Consider the following 17,859-nt stretch of genomic DNA (forward strand, 5'->3'; position numbering starts at 1 on the left):
CTCAATATGGCCGACTCCAGTTTCGACATCGTCTCGAAGGTCGAGCGGCAGGAGGTCGACAACGCCCTCAACCAGGCCGCCAAGGAGATCTCGCAGCGCTACGACTTCAAGGGCGTCGGCGCCTCGATCGCCTGGTCCGGCGAGAAGATCGAGATGCGCGCCAACGCCGAGGAGCGGGTCAAGGCGGTTCTCGACATCTTCGAGACCAAGCTGGTCAAGCGCGGTATCTCGCTGAAGTCGCTGGACGCGGGCGAGCCGCAGGCCTCCGGCAAGGAGTACAAGATCTTCGCCTCGATCGAGGAGGGGATCTCGCAGGAGAACGCGAAGAAGGTCGCCAAGATCATCCGCGATGAGGGCCCGAAGGGCGTCAAGGCGCAGGTCCAGGGCGACGAGCTGCGCGTCAGCTCCAAGAGCCGTGACGACCTCCAGGCCGTCCAGGCGCTCCTCAAGGGCAAGGACCTGGACTTCGCGATCCAGTTCGTGAACTACCGGTAAGTACACGGCAGTTCAGGCCGCCTCGATGCGGGCTCCGGCCCGCGGGGACGCTGTCGTCGGGGAGGGCACAGCGAGGGGCGTCGTCGGGTCCGTCTCGACGACCGCCCTGGTGGTGTCCTCCCTCGCGCGACGGGACGTACGCGTGTCCATGGTTATGATCACCGCAAGGCGGGGTCGTAGCACAGAGGTAGTGCGCCTACACGTCATGGAGGAGGACGTCGGTTCGAATCCGGCCGCCCCGCCCCTTCGGTCTTCACGTGCGTCGGCGCTGGCGCCGGGTCTGCGTCTTAATCTGCGCAGATGATCGACCAAGAAGAGCCGAGCGGCATCGTCGTGAACGCGGGGGCTACCGGCCCGAGTTCGATCCTGCTGCGTTTCTGCGAACCCAGCCGCCCCTTCCCGGAGTACGAAGACGATCCGGTGCTCGACTTCCTCGCGCGAGCGCGAGGTGAGCGGGTGAGCGCCGAAGTGTCCGTCCGTACGTTGCGGGGTGACGGCCTCGGCGCCTTCCTCGACGAACTGGCCGAGGACTCCCGCGGATGGGACGGAGCGCGTACGTGGCGATCCCTTGAGCACGAACTGACGCTCTCGGCCACGCATGGCCCTGGAGGGTACGTCCGTCTGACATGGGGACTGCACTCCCGGCCCCCCGCCGAGGAGTGGAGTTTCGAGACCACCACGGTGCACGCGGCGGGCGAGGACATGCGCAACCTCGCCGGCGAGGTCCGTGCCTTTTTCGCGAGCGTCTTCTGACGCCCGCGGCGTCGACGGGGGTGCGGACGACGGGCCAGGGGTGGCGCTTCCGTCGCCTGGCCGTCCAGGCGGTGTGGACGACGGGCCAGGGCCCGCTGGTCCTGACGCAGAAGGCGGAGGCGACCAGGCGGGGGCTGACGGGCCGTGCGGCCAACCAGGGTCCGTCCGACGGGCCTTCGCGGCGGAAGCCTCAGTCGGGGGCCGTGGACAGCTCTTCGGCGACCTGCCAGATGACTTCCGCCCATTTGGCGGCCGTTCGCGCCGCCCCCGCATCCCCTACCTGCTCGAACAGGCCCGCGGCCAGCAGGAAGTTCTCGAACGCCTCGTCCAGCAGGCCTTGGTGGGCCAACGCCTGGGCCAAATGCTCCAGTTCCATGGCCAGCCCATGGTCGTCCCCGGTCTCCGCGAACAGCTCGGCCGCCTCGGTGTGGGCCTCGGCGGCCTTGGTCCACTTCTCCTGCTTCTGCCGGACCAGGCCGATGTTTCCCTTGACCTTCGCCTGGCCGTGGCGGTCACCCATGCGCTCGAATATCTCCAGGGCCGCCTCCTGGGAAGCGCGCGACTTTCCGTACTTCCCGACCATGAAGAGCCCGACCCCGAGGTTGCCCAGCTCGATCGCCAGCGGATGCGGGGCATCCAGCTGCCGCATGAGGGAGACCGCCTCGGTGTGGGCGGCGACAGCCTTCTTCAGCTTTCCGTCGTCGCGCAGCGCCATCCCCAGGCCGCCCAGCGCCTGGGCATAGCCGAGCCGGTCACCCGAAGTGCGGTAGATCTTCGCCGCGCGACGGTGGATCGCGGCCGCTTCCCCCGCTCTTCCCATCGCGGTCAGCGTTTCCCCGATGTTCGACAGTGCCTGCGCGGCCCCGTGCTCGTCACCCAGTCGCCGAAAAATCTTCTCGGCTTTCGCGTGGGCGTCGACCGCCTCCTCGAAACGCCGCAGGTCGTACAGCGTCAGGCCGAGATTGTTCAGGGCACTGGCCCGGCCGCGCGGGTCTTTGCGCTTCCGGGACAACGTGATCGCCCTGGCATGCGCGCGCACGGATTTCTTGAGCTTCCTCAGGTCGCGGTAAACGAGTCCGAGCCTGGTCAGGAGGATGGCCTCATCGCCCGGCTCCTTGAGTTCCCGGCTCGACCTGACAGCGGCGGCGAGGAGGGCGACGGCGTCGTCAAGGTAGCGGAAGTCCCGCAGGAACGGCGAGATGTGCAGGGCGATCGCCACGCACACCACGTGGTCACCGCCCCGGTGTGTCGTCAGCGCCACGGCCATGAGCGAATGGCGCTCGGTCTCCAGCCAATCCAACGCATCGGCACGGCCCTTGAAGCGGCTCTCCGCAGGCTGCACGTCATCCCCGTTGACGAACGCGCGGTCTTTCGCGTCGAGACTGACCCCGCAGTAGTGGAGCCAGAGACGATGCAGACTGTCACCCCCATCACTGTCACCGCCCTCCGCCCCAAGGCAATCGGCGGCGTACAAGCGGACAAGGTCGTGCAGGCGCCAGCGACCGTCCGTGCGGCCGAGCGCGACCAAGTGCATGCGGGCGAGGTCGTCCAGGAGCCGCTCGGCCTCCGGGATGCCGGAACCGTTCAACTGGGCCGCGGCCTCTGTCGAGAAGTCCGGGCCGGGGTTCAGACAGAGCAACCGGAACAACCGGGCCTGGCCCGGGGAGAGCTGTGCGTAGGAGAGGTCGAAGGCCGCCCGTACGGCACGCTCCTCGCGGCTCAGAGTGTCCAGCCGCGAGCGACCGTCCTCCAGGGCCTCGCGAATGGACGACAACGGCCGGTTGGGCCTGTCCACGAGGAGCGAGGCCACGATGCGCAACGCCAAGGGCAGACCGTCACAGAGCTCGGTGAGCCGCCTGGCGTCCTGCGGTGCGTCACCCACCCTCGTATCGCGTTCACAGGCCTGCCGGAGGACGTCCCGGAGCAGCGTGACGCCGGCGTCGGCGGGAAGCAGCCCGAGCCTGTGCGGTCGGGCGTCCAGCCCGGCCAGCGTGTGGCGTGACGAGATGAGGACGGCGGTGCCTTTGTCGCTCGGCAGGAGGTGCCGTACGTCCTCTTCGCTCGACGCGTTGTCCAGCACCATCAGCACTCGTCGACCGGCTTCGGCCCGTGCGGCGAGGACGGTACGGAAGAGCTGTGAGCGTTCGGGCAGCTCGGGTGGAACGTGTTCGCTCGGCACCCCGAGGGCGTGCAACAGGGTGACGAGCGCCTGGGACGGCGCGACCCGCCGCGCGCTGTCGTATCCGAAGAGGTCGACGAACAGGACCCCACCGGGAAACCAGCCGGGTTGCCGCAGGGCATGCCCCGCGGCCTGGAGCACCAGCTCGGTCTTGCCGACGCCGGCCGGCCCCGTCACGACCGCCACCGGCACCCGGTCTTCCGTGGACGGGGCCAAACCCTCGACGAGGTCGTGGACTTGCCGGTCACGTCCCACAAAGGTGGTGGAACACGGAGGCAGCCCCGCGAGCGCCGGCGAAGGCCGGTCCGGAAGGCTGAACGTGACGCCGATGTCCCGGCCCTGGATCACCTGCTCGGCGCGCCCGCCGAACTCGTTGTGTGTCGTCACCTCGGCCCCTCAGCCGGCCGGGGCAGGGTCGAACTGTCGCAGCCAGGCCGTGTCCCCGCCGCCGGCTGTGGCCACGACGCCGGCGACCAGCCAGATGGCCGCGGGGAGGAACGCGTCCCCCAACTCGTCCATGGCGTCGTCGACCGTGCCGCCTGGGGCGTCGGCGTGGCCGATGAGACCGGCCAGCACCAGCACCGCCCGCTCGGCGTCGGCACCGAATGCGTCCCGGATCCATTCCACGGCACGCCCGGCTTCCCGTGGCGCGAGCCCGGCCTCGCGCGCGCCGACGAGCCAGCCGAAGACGACGGCCACGAAGGTCGCCCCGAAGTAGCCCGCCGCCTCTGGACCTTCCAGGTCGCTGATGCGTTCCAGGCCGACGTGCACGCGCAGGGCCATGCGCGGGTCCTGGCACTCGACGATCGAGCCGACAAGCGGCTCCAGAAGGTCCGCGGCCTCAGCAAGCGGGGCGACGTCCAGCGGGGCCTCGGCGGCGGCGCCCACGTCCCCGCAGTCCTGCCCGGTGACACGCACCGGTTCCTGGAATCTCTCCCGGAAGGCAGCCAGTCGGTCTTCCAGTGTCCGGGATATCGCGTGCCCCTCCTCCCCGCCCGGCCCGGAGCGCCCCTTTTGCACCTTGCGCAGCGCCTCTTGCCGCACGAGTCGACGGCGCTCGGCCCAGCGTGCCTCGTCCCGGGCAGCCGCCTTCTTCCGAGCGTTCTTCTTCTTGGGCACCGCGGCCCCCCTGAGCCGTACCGATCGAACAGGCACGACCCTTCCACAAGCCGTCGGCCGGCGCCTAAGACTTCACCTGCCTCGTCAGCGCGACGCGAACGGCCGGTCCGTGGGGACGATTTCGCGGCCGAGCGGCATCAACGAGATGGGGATCAGCTTGAAGTTGGCGATGCCCAGCGGGATGCCGATGATCGTGACGCACAGGGCGATACCCGTGACGATGTGGCCGAGCGCCAGCCACCAGCCCGCGAAGACGAACCAGATGACGTTGCCGATCAATGACCCCGCGCCGGCATCGCGTCGTTCGACCGTCGTACGGCCGAAGGGCCACAGGGCGAAAGCGGCGATGCGGAACGAGGCGATGCCCCAGGGGATGGTGATGATCAGGACGCAGCAGATCAGGCCCGCGAGGACATAGGCGAGTGCCATCCAGAGGCCACAGAGAACCAGCCAGATGACATTCAGGACAAACTTCATATTCAACAGCCTTCCACGCAACTGGCTCCTTGGCCACTGAGACGCCTGGGCGCCGGCCCGTGGTTGCCGCTACCCGCGGGCGGCGGCCTTACGCACTGGCTGCGCCCCGCGTCACGCGCGCGTGGTCCGTCGGCCGGGGGCCGTCGGCACTACCCCCGGTGGCCCGCCATCCGCTCCAGGCGGCTGATGCGCTCCGCCATCGGCGGGTGGGTGGAGAACAGCTTGGACATGCCCCCGCCCGCGCGGAACGGGTTCGCGATCATCATGTGGCTCGCGGTCTCCAGGCGGGGCTCGGGCGGCAGGGGCAGCCGCTTCGTGCCGGCGTCGAGTTTGCGGAGGGCGTCGGCGAGGGCGAGGGGGTCGCCGGTGAGGCGGGCGCCGGAGGCGTCGGCCTCGTATTCGCGGGAGCGGCTGACGGCGAGCTGGATGACGGACGCGGCGATCGGGCCCAGCAGCATGATCATGACCATGCCGATGAGGCCGGGGCCCTCGTCGTCGTCCGAGCGGCCGAAGGGGATCAGCCAGGCGAAGTTGACCAGGAACATCACGACCGAGGCGAGCGCGCCGGCCACCGAGGAGATGAGGATGTCGCGGTTGTAGACGTGGCTGAGTTCATGGCCGATGACGCCGCGCAGCTCGCGCTCGTCGAGGAGGCGCAGGATGCCGTCGGTGCAGCAGACGGCGGCGTTGCGCGGGTTGCGGCCGGTGGCGAAGGCGTTGGGGGCCTCGGTCGGGGAGATGTAGAGGCGGGGCATCGGCTGGCGGGCGGCGGTGGAGAGCTCGCGGACCATGCGGTAGAGCTGCGGGGCCTCGAACTCGCTGACCGGCCGGGCGCGCATCGCGCGCAGGGCGAGCTTGTCGCTGTTCCAGTAGGCGTAGGCATTGGTGCCGAGCGCCACGAGGACGGCGACGATCAGGCCCGTACGTCCGAAGAGGCTGCCGATGACGATGATGAGTGCGGACAGCCCACCGAGGAGTACGGCGGTCTTCAACCCGTTGTGCCGGCGGTGCACGGTACGCCCTCCAAATGGTGCGGCAGGGGAACCCTTTGCTCGGTGCTGCCACCTTGCGCTTCCACGTTCCAGTGGAACCTTCCGAACTGGTCAACGCCAGATGAAGGTGGCTGGTTCCCCTGCGCACGCCGCGCGCGCACCGGCCGTGCACCGGGTGGCGCGCCGGCCGCCCGTAGGGCCGTACGGGTGACCGTGCGGAGGGCCTACGGGCGGTTCCGAGCCGCGTTACAGCAGGGTGCCGGAGGCGAAGCGCAGGACGAGCTGCGGGGCGCCGGAGAGGGCGATGCCGAGGACGGCGGCGAGGGCGATCGCCGTGGCCAGGGGGGCCGGGACGCGCAGCCGCTGACGGCCCTCGGCGGCCTCCGCCTCGTCCGGCGAGGCGACCTCGTCCGGCGCGCGGAAGAGGACCGCCGTCCACTGGAGGTAGTAGTAGAGGGCGACCACGACGTTGATCGCCATGACGACCGCCAGCCAGCCCAGGCCCGCGTCGACGGCCGCCGAGAATACGGTGACCTTGGCGAACAGGCCGATGATCCCCGGCGGCAGTCCGGCCAGGCAGAGCAGGAAGAAGCCCATGGCCAGGGCGGCGAGCGGGCGGCGGGCGTAGAGGCCCCGGTAGTCGGTGACGCGGTTGGCGGGGCGCGTACGGGCGACGAGCGCGGCCACGGCGAAGGCACCGAGGTTCACGACGGCGTACATCAGCGCGTACGCGACGGTGGAGCCGATGGCGTGGGCCGGGTCGTCGGTGTACGCGGCGGCGGCGATCGGCACCAGCAGGTAGCCCGCCTGGCCGACGGAGGACCAGGCCAGCAGGCGCACGGCGCTGTGGGCGCGGTCCGCGCGCTGGCGCAGCGCGGCGGCGTTGCCCACGGTCATGGTGACGGCGGCGAGGACGGCGAGGGCCGGGCCCCAGATGTCGGAGTACGAGGGGAAGCCGACGACGGTCACGAGGATGAGGCCGGTGAAGCCGACGGCCTTGCCGATGACCGACAGATAGGCGGCGATGGGCAGCGGGGCGCCCACGTAGGTGTCGGGTACCCAGAAGTGGAAGGGCACGGCCGCGGTCTTGAAGGCGAAGCCGACGAGGGTGAGGGCCACGCCCGCCTGGGCGAGGGTCTCCAGGCGCGGGTCGACGTCGGTGAGGGCCTGGGCCACCTCGGTGAGGTGCAGGGTGCCGGTGGCCGCGTAGACGAAGCTGACGCCGAGCAGCATGACGGCGGTCGCGGTGACCGAGGAGAGGAAGAACTTGAGCGCCGCCTCCGAGGAGCGGCGGTCGTCGCGGCGCAGGCCGACGAGGGCGAAGGCGGGCAGCGAGGCGACTTCGAGGGCCACGACGAGGGTCGCGAGGTCCCGGGAGGCGGGCAGCAGGGCGGCGCCGGCGGCGGAGGACAGCAGCAGGAACCAGTACTCGCCGGAGGGGAGTTTGAAGTCGGTGAGCGTACTGACGGACAGCAGCGCCGTCAGCAGGGCGCCGCCGAGCACCAGGAACTGGATGACGAGGGTGAAGTGGTCCGCCGTGTAGCTGCACGCGCGCGTGCCGGTGCTCAGGCAGAAGGTGGAGCGGTCACCGTCGTGCAGGGGCAGCAGGGAGAGCCCGGCCAGCAGCAGTCCGCCGATCGCGATCCCGCCGAGGAGGGGCTTGTGCTCCTGGGGGAGGAAGAGGTCGGCGACCAGGATGACGAGCGCCACCACCGCGGTGATGGTGGGCGGGGCGATGGCGAGCCAGTCGACGGACTGGACCAGGGAGCCCATCAGTTGCCTCCTCCGAGGAGCTGCTGAACGGCCGGGTCGGTGAGGCCGAGGAGGGCCGCGGGCCAGAGTCCGGCGAGGACGGTGAGGACGACGAGCGGGGTCCAGGCGGCGAACTCGTACGTCTGGACGTCGGGGAGCGACGTCGGTGCCGGTGCGGAACCGCCACCGTGGCCACCGGTGTGGCCGCCGCTCTCGCCGTCGCCTCCCATGCAGACCCGGCGCACGACGATCAGCATGTACGCGGCGGTCAGCAGGGTGCCGAAGCCGGCGATGGCCATGAAGGTGAGGTAGGCGGGGCGGCTGAGGCCCTCGGCGGGCTCGAAGGAGCCGAACATCGCGAGCATCTCGCCCCAGAACCCGGCGAGGCCGGGCAGGCCGAGCGAGGCGACGGCGCCGAAGGCGAGGAGCCCGCCGAGGCGGGGTGCCTTGCCGTAGAGCGCGGCGCCGCTCGCGCCGGAGAGCCGGTCGAGGTCGCTGGTGCCGTAGCGGTCCTTGACGGCGCCGACGAGGAAGAACAGCAGGCCGGTGATGAGGCCGTGGGCGATGTTGGCGAACAGCGCGCCGTTCACACCGGTGGGCGTGAGGGTGGCGATACCGAGGAGCACGAAGCCCATGTGGCCGACGGAGGAGTAGGCGATCAGGCGCTTGAGGTCGCCGCCGGCGCCGCTGCGGGCGAGGGCGAGGCAGACCAGGGAGCCGTAGATGATGCCGACGACCGCGAAGGCGGCGAGGTAGGGCGCGAAGGTGTGCACGCCGTCGGGGGTGATGGGCAGCAGGATGCGGACGAAGCCGTACGTGCCCATCTTCAGCAGGACGCCCGCGAGGAGCACCGAGCCGACGGTGGGGGCGGCGGTGTGGGCGTCGGGGAGCCAGCTGTGCAGGGGCCACATGGGGGCCTTGACGGCGAGGCCGACGCCGATGGCGAGCACCGCGACGAGCTGGGTGGTGTGGCTGAGCCCGGAGCCGTTGTCAGTGGCGAGTGCCACCATGTCGAACGTGCCGCCCTTGATGCCGATGAGGAGGAGGCCGAGCAGCATCACGACGGAGCCGAGCAGGGTGTAGAGGATGAACCGCCAGGCCGCGCGCTCGCGGCCGTCACCGCCCCAGCGGGCGATGAGGAAGTACATCGGGATGAGCACCATCTCGAAGGCGAGGAAGAACAGCATCAGGTCGAGGACGGCGAAGGACGCGAGGGTGCCGGACTCGAGGACGAGGATCAGTGCGACGAATGCCTTCGGTGACGGGCCGTCGGGCATTTTGACGTAGCTGTAGAGCGCGCTGAGGAAGGTCAGCAGCGCGGTCAGCACGAGGAGGGGGAGCGAGACGCCGTCCACGCCGAGGTGGATCCGGATGCCGAGGGCCGGGATCCAGCTGATGTCGGTGGTCGCCTGCATCCTGGCGGGGTCGTCGTGGTCGAAGCCGGCGGCCAGGGCGACGGACAGCGCGAGCACGGCGCCCGTGACGGTGACGCCGTGCCGGAGCACGGCCTGGTCGGGGCTCTTGCCCTTGAGGCCGGGAGGGGCCGGGAGCAGGGCGGCGACGGCTCCGAGGAGGGGGAGGACGACGATCGCAGCGAGGAGGATCTGCATGACGGTATGACTCACGGTCAGGCTCCGGTGGCTACGAGAACGGCGGCGACGGCCAGGACGACGGAGCCGGCGAGCAGGGCGCCGAGATAGGTCTGCACATTGCCGGTCTGGGCCCGGCGGACGGCCCAGCCCAGCAGGCCGGGGGCCGCGCCCGCGCCGCGTACGTACGTGTCGACGACCTCGCGGTCGAGGAAGTGCGCGAGGCGGGCGCCGGCGCGCACGGGCCGGACGAACAGGGCGCTGTACGCGGCGTCCAGGTGGAAGCCGACGGCGGCGTGGCGGTGCAGGGGGCCGAGGAGGAGCCGGCCGGGGTCGGCCGGGTCCTGGGCGGAGGCGATGTTTCCGTAGGCGGCCGTGTGGCTGGCGACGGCCTCCTCCTCGGAGACCGCGGGGGCGGCGTCCGGGTCGGCGGCTACGGCGCCCATGGGCGTGCCGGCGGCGAGCGCGGCGGTCCGCCGCCAGGCCGCCCAGACGGCGAGCGCGCCGACGAGGGCGCAGCCGGTGCCGAGGACGGAGGTGGTGAGGGTCGGGGTGAGGGAGTGCCCGTCGAACCAGTCGGGGAGCTTCCAGGCGGCGAGGCCGAGCGCGAGGGCGGGGACGAACAGGACCCAGAGGGTGGCGTTCATGACGACGGGCTGCTTGCCGTGGTCGGCGGCCTCGGTGCCGCGGCCGTGGAAGGCCAGCAGCCACAGCCGGGTGGCGTAGCCCGCGGTGAGGAGGGCGGTGAGCAGTCCGGCGATCAGGACGATCCAGCCCACCGCGCCCGGGATGCCACTGGCGTCCCCGGTGGCGGCGTGCTCGGCCGCGCCGAGGACGGCTTCCTTGGAGAAGAAGCCGCTGAACGGGGGGATCGCGGCGAGGGCGAGGAGGGCGACGGTCATCGTCCAGTAGGCGTCGGGGATGCGCTTGGTGAGGTGGCCCATGCGTGCCATCGCGGCCAGCGAGTTCGTGCCGGCGGCGTGGATGATCACGCCTGCCCCGAGGAAGAGGAGCGCCTTGAACGCACCATGGGTGATCAGGTGGAAGACGGCGGCACCGCGGTCGCCGACGGCGAGGGCGCCGGTCATGTAGCCGAGCTGGCCGACGGTCGAGTAGGCGAGGACGCGTTTGATGTCGTCCTGGGCGAGGGCGGCGAGCGCCGAGCCGATCATGGTGATCGCGGCCATCGCGGCGAGCACGACCAGCGCCGCGGTGGAGGCGGCGAAGACGGGCAGGAGCCGGGCGATGAAGTAGACACCGGCGGCGACCATCGTCGCGGCGTGGATCAGCGCGGAGACGGGCGTGGGGCCGGCCATCGCGTCGGGCAGCCAGGTGTGCAGCGGGAACTGCGCGGACTTGCCCGCGACTCCGGCGAGGAGCAGCAGCGCGATGAGGGTGGGGTGGTCGAGCCCGTCACCGGAGACGGCGGCGGTCAGGATGCCGTTGATGCGGAACGTTCCGGCGTCGGCGGCCAGCGCGAGGATGCCGATCAGGAAGGGGACGTCGCCGAGCTTGGTGACCAGGAAGGCCTTGAGGGAGGCGGCGCGGGCGGCCTCGGTCTCCCAGTAGTGGCCGACGAGGAAGTACGAGCAGACGCCCATGATCTCCCAGCCGACCAGCAGCACCATCAGGTCGCCGGAGTAGACGACGAGCAGCATCGCGGCGGTGAAGAGGGAGACCAGGGCCGCGTAGGAGGGGTAGCGGGGGTCGTCGCGCAGGTAGGCGGTCGAGTAGAGCTGTACGCAGGACGCGACGACGCCGACGAGGACCGCGACGAGCACGGCGAAGCCGTCGAGGTGCAGGGCGAGGTCGATGGGCACGGACCCGGTCGGGGTGAGCCGGGTGGCGGCGTCGATGTCCTCGCCGCCGCCCTGCTGCCAGGCGACGACGACGGCGAGCACGGCCGCGGCGAGGGTCGGCAGGACGGCCAGCGGTCGTACGAAGCCGGGGGCGCAGCGGCCGAGCAGGATGCCGGCGACGGCACCGAGGAAGGGCAGCAGCGGGACGAGGACGGCGGTGGTCGTGGTCGTCACGCGACGGCCTCTGCCTTCTTGTCGGGGCCGTTCGGCCGGTCGCCGGGGCCGGCCGCGTCCACGGCGGCGTCCGTGTCGGCCGCGTAGCGCTCGGCGTCCTCGCCCTCGTTGAGGTCGCGGAGCCGGTCGACGTCGGCGGTGCCACGGTTGCGGTACACGAGCAGCACGATCGCGAGACCGATGCCGATCTCGGCGGCGGCGATGGCGATGGTGAAGAGGGTGAGCGCCTGTCCGGCGTGGAGCGTGTCGCGCAGCCACACGTCGAAGGCGACGAGGTTGAGGTTGACGGCGTTGAGCATCAGCTCGACGGACATCAGGACGAGGATCGCGTTGCGCCGGGCGAGCACGCCGTAGAGGCCGACGGCGAAGAGGAGGGCGGCGAGGACGGCGGGGTAGACGAGATGCATCAGCGCTCGCCCCCCTTGCCGGGCTGCTTGTCCGAGCCGCCGTCGATGTCGCGGCGGGAGAGCACGATCGCGCCGACGAGGGCGGCGAGCAGCAGCACGGACAGCGCCTCGAAGGGCAGCACCCAGTACCGGAAGAGGCTCTCGCCGGAGACCTTGGTGGAGCCCTGCACGGCGCCGTCGAGATCGATCCAGGTGGCGCGGAAGGCGTCCACGACCACCCAGACGAGCGCGGCGGCCGCGGCGAGGGCGACCGCGAGGGCGGTCCAGCGGTTGCCGGAGTCCGCGTCCGGGGAGCGGCCGATGGGGGCCTTGGTGAGCATCAGCCCGAAGAGGAGGAGGACGACGACGGAGCCGACGTAGATCAGCACCTGCACCCAGGCGATGAACTCCGCCGTGAGCAGCAGGTACTCCACGGCGAGCCCGCCGAGCGCCGCCACCAGCCACAGGGCGGCGTGCACCAGCTGCTTGGTGGTGACGGTGACGACGGCGGCGCCGAGGGTCACGATGCCGACGAGCACGAAGAGGATCTCGACGCCGGTCGGGGAGAGGAAGCCGTGGGCGTCCGCGGCGAGCGCGGTGACGTCGGCGGTGCCGGTCATGCCTCGTCCTCCTGCTGCTTCTCCGCCTCGGCGGCTTGTTGCGCGGCCAGCTTCTCGGCCGTCTTCCGGGCCGCCGCGAGCTCCTTCGGCTCCTCGGCCGCCGGGTCGAGCGCGGGCGGCTCCGGCACGGTCCACATCCATTCGCGGAGCTTGTCGCGCTCATGGGTCAGTTCGTGGATGTCGGTCTCGGCGTACTCGAACTCCGGCGACCAGAACAGCGCGTCGAAGGGGCACACCTCGATGCAGATGCCGCAGTACATGCAGAGCGAGAAGTCGATCGCGAAGCGGTCGAGCACATTGCGGCTGCGCTCCCGCCCGCCCGGCGCGGCCGGGGGCACGGTCTCCTTGTGGGAGTCGATGTAGATGCACCAGTCGGGGCACTCACGGGCGCACAGCATGCAGACCGTGCAGTTCTCCTCGAACAGGCCGATCACCCCGCGGGTGCGGGGCGGCAGCTCGGGCTGTACGTCCGGGTACTGGTCGGTGATCGAGCGCCGCGTCATCGTGCGCAGGGTGACGGCGAGGCCCTTGGCGAGGCCGGAACCGGGAATCCCCATTACTGGATCACCACCTTGATCACGCCGGTCAGCGCGATCTGCGCGAGAGCGAGCGGAATGAGTACGGTCCAGGCCAGCTTCTGCAGCTGGTCCTCACGGAGCCGGGGATAGCTGACCCGTAGCCAGATGACGACGAAGGCGAGCAGCGCCGTCTTGAGCAGGGTCCACACGGGGCCGAGGCCGTCGGCCCCGAAGGGCCCGTGCCAGCCGCCGAGGAAGAGGACGGTCGTCAGCGCGCAGAGCACGACGATGCCCACGAACTCCGCGAACAGGAAGAGCGCGAAGCGCAGGCCGGTGTACTCGGTGTACGCACCGAAGATGATCTCGGAGTCGGCGACCGGCATGTCGAACGGGGGCCGCTGGAGTTCGGCGAGCCCGGCGGTGAAGAAGACGACGCCGCCGACGATCTGCCAGGGCACCCACCACCAGTGGAAGGCCTCCAGGATGCCGGGCAGCGACAGCGTCCCGGCCGCCATCGCGACGGAGGCCGCGGCGAGCAGCATCGGCAGCTCGTACGCCATCAGCTGCGCGGCGGTCCGCAGACCGCCGAGCAGGGAGAACTTGTTGGCCGACGCCCAGCCGGCCATCAGCGAGCCGAGCACGCCGATGCCCAGGACGGCGAGGACGAAGAAGATCCCGGCGTCGATGAACTCACCGACGGCGTCGCCCGGCCCGACCGGGATCACGACCAGTACGAGGAGGTAGGGCAGCAGGGCGACGGCCGGCGCGAGCTGGAAGATCCGCCGGTCCGCGCCCGCGGGCACGACGTCTTCCTTCTGCGCGAACTTCACGGCGTCCGCCATGAGCTGCGCCCACCCGTGGAACCCACCGGCGTACATCGGCCCGAGCCGGCCCTGCATGTGGGCCATCACCTTGTGCTCGGTCTGCCCGAGGACGAGCGGCAGCACGAGGAAGGCGACGAACACGGCGGCCAGGCGGACGGCCACGTCGAGGATGTCGCTCACGCGGGGTGGCCTCCTGCCGGGTCGTCGTCTCGGGTGTCGCGGTCGCGGTCGCCGTCGCCCTTCGGCGGGTCGGCTGCGCCGGGCTCGGGGCGGTCGGCTTCGCCCGGCGGCGGTTCGGCGGCGCCGGGCTCGGCCTCCGGGGTCGGCTCAGCCGCAGGCTCAGCCTGCGGCGTGGCGTCCTTGGGGGCTCCGGCCTCGGGGCCGGGCTCCCCCGGTGTCTGGTTCGGTGTCTCGTCGAACGCGGGGCGGGCGTGGTGCCACGGGGCGTCGGCCGAGCGCGGCGTCGGGCGCGGGCGTTCGGCGGCGGGCGTCCCGGCCTCGGCAGGCGGCGTGGCCTGGCTCGCGGAGCCTTCGCTCGCGCTGCGGCTGCGACGGGCGGGCGTACCGGCCGCGGTGGCGGTGTCGGGAGTTCCGGCCGTCGGTTCCGCCTGCTGGCTCACAGAGCCTTCCGCACCGGCCGCCTCGGCCGCGGGAGCGGCCTGGCTCGCCGAGCCCTCGCTCACGCTGCGGCTACGGCGGGCGGGCCGCTCGGGAGCCGCTGCCGGGGTGCCGGCCGCCGGTTCCGTCTGGCTCGCCGAGCCGGCGGCCACGCTGCGGGTGCGCCGGGCCGGACGGTCGGCGGCTGCGGCACCCGCGGCGCGGGGGCCACGGGCCGGACGGGCGGGGGCGGGCGGGAGCTGGCCCTTGAGGGGGCCCCACTCGTTGGGATCGGGGACGCCCGGCGGGAGCATCTGGCGGCGCTTGGGGCCGCCGCCCTCGGTCTCGCCCGGTTCCTTGGCCCCGGGCCACGCCTTCGCGACCCGCGCCGCGAGCACGAAGTCCTTGCGCAGCGGGTGCCCCTCGAAGCCCTCGGGCAGCAGCAGCGGCACCAGGTGCGGGTGACCGGTGAAGTCGACGCCGAACATCTCGAACGTCTCGCGTTCGTGCCACGCCGCTCCGGCGTAGACGCCGATCGCGCTGGGCAGCGCGGGGGCGTCGTGCGGCACGGTGGTCCGTACGACGAGCCGTCGCACGGCACCGGCCGCACCGGGGCCGGTGGGCAGTGCGACGACGTGCGCGCAGACGCGGAAGCCCGTGCCGGGCTCGTCGACCGCGCTCAGCCAGTCGAAGTAGGTGCAGCCGAGGGTGTCCCGCGCGGTCTCCAGCGCGGCGATCCACGCGGCGGCGAGCACGTCCACGGTGAGCAGCCCGTACGACTCCTCGGCACTCGCCCCCTCACCGAACAGCTCGGAGGCGCCACTGGGCAGCCACCCGACGACGGGCTCGGGAGCGGGTGCCTCCGGCGGCTCGGCGGACGCGGCGCCCTCGCCGGGAGCCCCGCCAGGGTTCTCCGCCGGGTTCGTCGGATCGGTCGTCATCGGTCCGTCTCCTCCGAGCCGCCGGAGGCGCCCGTGCCCGGCGTCGGCGGCGGCGTCACCAGATCGCTGCGCAGCGCCGCGACGGACGCACCCGCGCCGGAGGCGGACCCGTACCGGTCGCTCAGCGACTCCTTCGCGATCTTCTCCTGAAGCTTGAGGATGCCCTGCAGCAGCGCTTCCGGCCGGGGCGGGCAGCCCGGTACGTAGACGTCGACCGGGATGATCTGGTCAACGCCCTTCGTGACGGAGTACGAGTCCCAGTAGGGGCCGCCGCAGTTGGAGCAGGCACCGAAGGAGATCACGTACTTCGGTTCGGGCATCTGCTCGTACAGCCGCTTCACGGCCGGGGCCATCTTGTCCGTCACCGTGCCGGAGACGATCATGAGGTCTGCCTGGCGGGGGCCCGGGGCGAAGGGGATGACGCCGAGGCGGATGAAGTCGTGCCGGGCCATCGACGCGGCGATGAACTCGATCGCGCAGCAGGCGAGGCCGAAGTTGAAGACCCACAGGCTGTAGCGGCGGCCCCAGTTCAGGACCACCTTCATGGGTTCGGGCGCGAGGCGGGACAGCACCCCGAGCCGGCGCGGCTCGGGAAGGTCAACCGGGGGTGTCACGTCCATTCGAGGACGCCCTTCTTCCATGCGTACAACAAGCCCACGGCGAGGAAGCCGAGGAAGATGAACATCTCGACGAGCGTCGCGCCACCGAAGCCCGGCGCGGCGAAGACCGTCGCCCAGGGGAACAGGAAGATCGAGTCCACCGCGAAGATGACGTAGAGGAAGGCGTAGACGTAGTAGCGCACCTGGGTGTGCGCCCAGCCCTCGCCGACCGGGTCCACGCCGCATTCGTAGGTCAGCAGCTTCTCGGGGGTGGGCACCACGGGCCGCAGCAGTCGCCCGGCCACGAAGGACACAGCGACGAACAGCACGCCGACGACGGCCAGCAGGCCGACCGTCGCGTAGCCATCGAAGTAGTCGGCCGCGAGCCGGACGTCGGCACTCGCGATGCGCACGGTCGCCTCCGGCACGTCCGCCCCTCGCTCCCTGTGCGGCTGTTCTTCCGGTTTGTCCCGGTCACCCGCGTTCGACGATCTGTACGCACGGGAGTCTAGGCCCTGCCGCGCCAGGAGTGAGCAGCGCTACCGGCCTGTGGTGGGGTTATCCCTACACCTTCGCACCCACGGCCCCCATGGCGTCGTGCCCGGCCGCCCGGCAGTCTTTGCCCTATGAACGCCAGCAGTACGGCCCGCGAGGCCGCCCCGGACACCTCCCGTCGGTCCGGTTTCGCCGCCCACGACACCCACGACGACCCCGACGGCGGGTCGGGCGAGCGGCTTCCGCCCGCCCGCCCGGCCTTCGGCGGGCAGACGTGGCGGGAGATCGCGCATCTCCTGCTGAACCTGCCCGAGGGCATCGTGGGCTTCGTCTATGTCTCGGTATGGCTGTATGTGGGCGTCGGTCTGTCGGTCACCGTGATCGGGCTGCCGCTGCTGGCGCTCGGGCTGATGGGTGCCCGGTACGTGGGCCGTTTCGAGCGGATGCGGGCGCGCAGGCTGCTGGGCGTGCGGATCGAGGAGCCGAGCCCGCTGCGGCGGGGCAGCCGCGGGACCGCCGGATTCTTCCCCTGGCTGTGGACGACGCTGAAGGACCCGGTGGGGTGGCGGAGCACCCTGTATTCGTTCATCAGACTGCCATGGGGCGTTCTCACTTTCGCGGTCACGCTCTGTTCGCTCTTCGTGCTGTGGCCGGTTCTCGGTTATCTGGCACGCGCCATGACCAATGTCGACCGGGCGATGGTGCGCGGGCTGCTGAGCCCGTCCGACGAGCTGGAGCGGCGGGTCGCCGAGCTGGAGTCGGACCGCGGGGTCGTCGTCGACACCGCCGCGGCCGATCTGCGCCGCATCGAGCGCGATCTGCACGACGGCGCCCAGGCCCGGCTCGTCGCCCTCGCCATGGGGCTCGGGCTGGCGAAGGAGAAGGTGCTGGAGGATCCGGCGGCCGCCGCGCAGATGGTCGACGAGGCGCACGGCGAGGTGAAGCTCGCCCTCCAGGAGCTGCGGGACCTCGCCCGCGGCATCCACCCGGCGGTGCTGACGGACCGGGGTCTGGACGCGGCGCTGTCGTCGGTGGCGGCGCGCTGCACCGTGCCGGTGAGCGTGTCCGTGGAGCTGGACGCCCGCCCGGCGCCGGCGATCGAGGGCATCGCGTACTTCACCGTCTCCGAGCTGCTGCAGAACATCAGCAAGCACAGCGGGGCCCGCACGGCCGGCGTCGAGCTGTGGCGGACGAAGGACCGGCTGCTGATCCAGGTGCGCGACGACGGCCGCGGCGGCGCCTCGACGGCGACCGGGAGCGGGCTGGCGGGGCTGGCCGAGCGCCTGGGGTCGGTGGACGGGCTGTTCGTCGTGGACTCCCCCGTCGGCGGTCCGACGGTCGTCACGGCGGAGCTGCCCTGGCGCGACCGCTCGGCGGGCTGACGTCCGCCCTCCCGGCGGGCACGCGCGCTTCACCGCGAGCCGGTCCGGCGGTCGTCATGGCTGAACAGCGGCACATCCCGCGGCTGCCGTCGCCCGTGCGACGGGCGG

At 71.6% G+C, this 17,859-nt stretch carries 18 protein-coding genes and 1 tRNA gene; 4 read left to right on the forward strand and 15 right to left on the reverse strand.

Annotation, left to right across the window (positions count from 1 at the left end; translation table 11 throughout):
• The first annotated feature begins 6 nt into the window (after positions 1–6).
• Positions 7–495 carry a YajQ family cyclic di-GMP-binding protein gene (locus AB8O64_RS16355; RefSeq protein WP_030368439.1) on the forward strand — a complete coding sequence of 163 codons (489 nt, stop codon included), beginning with the start codon at positions 7–9 and terminating at the stop codon, positions 493–495.
• Between the two features lie 12 nt (positions 496–507).
• On the opposite strand, the gene AB8O64_RS16360 is transcribed toward AB8O64_RS16355, so the two are convergent.
• Positions 508–645 carry a hypothetical protein gene (locus AB8O64_RS16360; protein WP_370419795.1) on the reverse strand — a complete coding sequence of 46 codons (138 nt, stop codon included), beginning with the start codon at positions 643–645 and terminating at the stop codon, positions 508–510.
• Positions 646–663: 18 nt separating this feature from the next.
• On the opposite strand from AB8O64_RS16360, the gene AB8O64_RS16365 reads away from it, so the two are divergent.
• Positions 664–738, forward strand: a tRNA-Asp gene (locus AB8O64_RS16365).
• A 57-nt stretch (positions 739–795) separates the two neighbouring features.
• Entirely contained in the window at positions 796–1,248 is a 453-nt protein-coding gene (locus AB8O64_RS16370) for a DUF6228 family protein (protein ID WP_370419796.1), read from the forward strand.
• Between the two features lie 190 nt (positions 1,249–1,438).
• Here the strand turns inward: AB8O64_RS16370 and AB8O64_RS16375 are convergent, their stop codons facing one another.
• The 14 genes from AB8O64_RS16375 to AB8O64_RS16440 form a co-directional block, all read right to left on the reverse strand.
• On the reverse strand, positions 1,439–3,814 hold the full coding sequence (locus AB8O64_RS16375; protein WP_370419797.1) for a tetratricopeptide repeat protein: 2,376 nt from the start codon (positions 3,812–3,814) through the stop codon (positions 1,439–1,441).
• 9 nt (positions 3,815–3,823) lie between these two features.
• Entirely contained in the window at positions 3,824–4,546 is a 723-nt protein-coding gene (locus AB8O64_RS16380; protein WP_370419798.1) for a hypothetical protein, read from the reverse strand.
• Positions 4,547–4,630: 84 nt separating this feature from the next.
• On the reverse strand, positions 4,631–5,023 hold the full coding sequence (locus AB8O64_RS16385) for a YccF domain-containing protein (protein ID WP_370419799.1): 393 nt from the start codon (positions 5,021–5,023) through the stop codon (positions 4,631–4,633).
• A 149-nt stretch (positions 5,024–5,172) separates the two neighbouring features.
• Positions 5,173–6,036: a zinc metalloprotease HtpX gene (gene htpX, locus AB8O64_RS16390; protein WP_130878938.1), complete on the reverse strand. Its 864-nt coding sequence runs from the start codon at positions 6,034–6,036 to the stop codon at positions 5,173–5,175.
• Between the two features lie 225 nt (positions 6,037–6,261).
• A complete protein-coding gene (locus AB8O64_RS16395; protein ID WP_370419800.1) occupies positions 6,262–7,788 on the reverse strand; it encodes an NADH-quinone oxidoreductase subunit N in 1,527 nt (508 codons plus the stop codon).
• Entirely contained in the window at positions 7,788–9,377 is a 1,590-nt protein-coding gene (locus AB8O64_RS16400; protein ID WP_370423876.1) for a NuoM family protein, read from the reverse strand. The genes AB8O64_RS16395 and AB8O64_RS16400 overlap by 1 nt, the downstream gene beginning before the upstream one ends.
• Positions 9,378–9,394: 17 nt before the next feature.
• The gene (locus tag AB8O64_RS16405) at positions 9,395–11,389 is read right to left on the reverse strand and encodes an NADH-quinone oxidoreductase subunit L (protein ID WP_370419801.1); all 1,995 of its coding nucleotides are present in this window, start codon (positions 11,387–11,389) and stop codon (positions 9,395–9,397) included.
• Positions 11,386–11,796, reverse strand: coding sequence for an NADH-quinone oxidoreductase subunit NuoK (gene nuoK, locus AB8O64_RS16410; protein WP_370419802.1), 411 nt, complete (start codon positions 11,794–11,796; stop codon positions 11,386–11,388). Before nuoK ends, AB8O64_RS16405 begins: the two co-directional genes overlap by 4 nt.
• Positions 11,796–12,395, reverse strand: a complete 600-nt coding sequence (locus AB8O64_RS16415) for an NADH-quinone oxidoreductase subunit J (RefSeq protein WP_370419803.1) — start codon at positions 12,393–12,395, stop codon at positions 11,796–11,798. Before AB8O64_RS16415 ends, nuoK begins: the two co-directional genes overlap by 1 nt.
• A complete protein-coding gene (locus AB8O64_RS16420; RefSeq protein WP_370419804.1) occupies positions 12,392–12,952 on the reverse strand; it encodes an NADH-quinone oxidoreductase subunit I in 561 nt (186 codons plus the stop codon). Before AB8O64_RS16420 ends, AB8O64_RS16415 begins: the two co-directional genes overlap by 4 nt.
• A complete protein-coding gene (locus AB8O64_RS16425) occupies positions 12,952–13,917 on the reverse strand; it encodes an NADH-quinone oxidoreductase subunit H (protein ID WP_370419805.1) in 966 nt (321 codons plus the stop codon). Before AB8O64_RS16425 ends, AB8O64_RS16420 begins: the two co-directional genes overlap by 1 nt.
• Positions 13,914–15,275 carry an NADH-quinone oxidoreductase subunit C gene (locus tag AB8O64_RS16430; RefSeq protein ID WP_370419806.1) on the reverse strand — a complete coding sequence of 454 codons (1,362 nt, stop codon included), beginning with the start codon at positions 15,273–15,275 and terminating at the stop codon, positions 13,914–13,916. Before AB8O64_RS16430 ends, AB8O64_RS16425 begins: the two co-directional genes overlap by 4 nt.
• Positions 15,272–15,895: an NADH-quinone oxidoreductase subunit B family protein gene (locus AB8O64_RS16435; protein ID WP_356448970.1), complete on the reverse strand. Its 624-nt coding sequence runs from the start codon at positions 15,893–15,895 to the stop codon at positions 15,272–15,274. The genes AB8O64_RS16430 and AB8O64_RS16435 overlap by 4 nt, the downstream gene beginning before the upstream one ends.
• Complete coding sequence (locus AB8O64_RS16440; RefSeq protein WP_356448968.1) at positions 15,886–16,302, reverse strand: NADH-quinone oxidoreductase subunit A; 417 nt, start codon at positions 16,300–16,302, stop codon at positions 15,886–15,888. Before AB8O64_RS16440 ends, AB8O64_RS16435 begins: the two co-directional genes overlap by 10 nt.
• A 198-nt stretch (positions 16,303–16,500) precedes the next feature.
• Between AB8O64_RS16440 and AB8O64_RS16445 the strand changes: the two genes are divergently transcribed.
• Positions 16,501–17,751 (forward strand): sensor histidine kinase, encoded by a 1,251-nt coding sequence (locus AB8O64_RS16445; RefSeq protein WP_370419807.1) that lies wholly within the window; start codon positions 16,501–16,503, stop codon positions 17,749–17,751.
• Positions 17,752–17,859 lie beyond the last annotated feature (108 nt).

This window comes from Streptomyces sp. QH1-20, from assembly GCF_041283565.1.
Lineage (GTDB): Bacteria > Actinomycetota > Actinomycetes > Streptomycetales > Streptomycetaceae > Streptomyces > Streptomyces syringius.

Coding starts and splice junctions, on each gene's coding strand:
- AB8O64_RS16415 (WP_370419803.1), bottom strand. CDS start 12,395: ATGACCGGCACCGCCGACGTCACCGCGCTCGCCGCGGACGCCCACGGC.
- AB8O64_RS16360 (WP_370419795.1), bottom strand. CDS start 645: ATGGACACGCGTACGTCCCGTCGCGCGAGGGAGGACACCACCAGGGCG.
- nuoK (WP_370419802.1), bottom strand. CDS start 11,796: ATGCATCTCGTCTACCCCGCCGTCCTCGCCGCCCTCCTCTTCGCCGTC.
- AB8O64_RS16435 (WP_356448970.1), bottom strand. CDS start 15,895: ATGGACGTGACACCCCCGGTTGACCTTCCCGAGCCGCGCCGGCTCGGG.
- AB8O64_RS16385 (WP_370419799.1), bottom strand. CDS start 5,023: ATGAAGTTTGTCCTGAATGTCATCTGGCTGGTTCTCTGTGGCCTCTGG.
- AB8O64_RS16355 (WP_030368439.1), top strand. CDS start 7: ATGGCCGACTCCAGTTTCGACATCGTCTCGAAGGTCGAGCGGCAGGAG.
- AB8O64_RS16430 (WP_370419806.1), bottom strand. CDS start 15,275: ATGACGACCGATCCGACGAACCCGGCGGAGAACCCTGGCGGGGCTCCC.
- AB8O64_RS16400 (WP_370423876.1), bottom strand. CDS start 9,377: ATGCAGATCCTCCTCGCTGCGATCGTCGTCCTCCCCCTCCTCGGAGCC.
- AB8O64_RS16420 (WP_370419804.1), bottom strand. CDS start 12,952: ATGGGGATTCCCGGTTCCGGCCTCGCCAAGGGCCTCGCCGTCACCCTG.
- AB8O64_RS16395 (WP_370419800.1), bottom strand. CDS start 7,788: ATGGGCTCCCTGGTCCAGTCCGTCGACTGGCTCGCCATCGCCCCGCCC.
- AB8O64_RS16445 (WP_370419807.1), top strand. CDS start 16,501: ATGAACGCCAGCAGTACGGCCCGCGAGGCCGCCCCGGACACCTCCCGT.
- AB8O64_RS16370 (WP_370419796.1), top strand. CDS start 796: ATGATCGACCAAGAAGAGCCGAGCGGCATCGTCGTGAACGCGGGGGCT.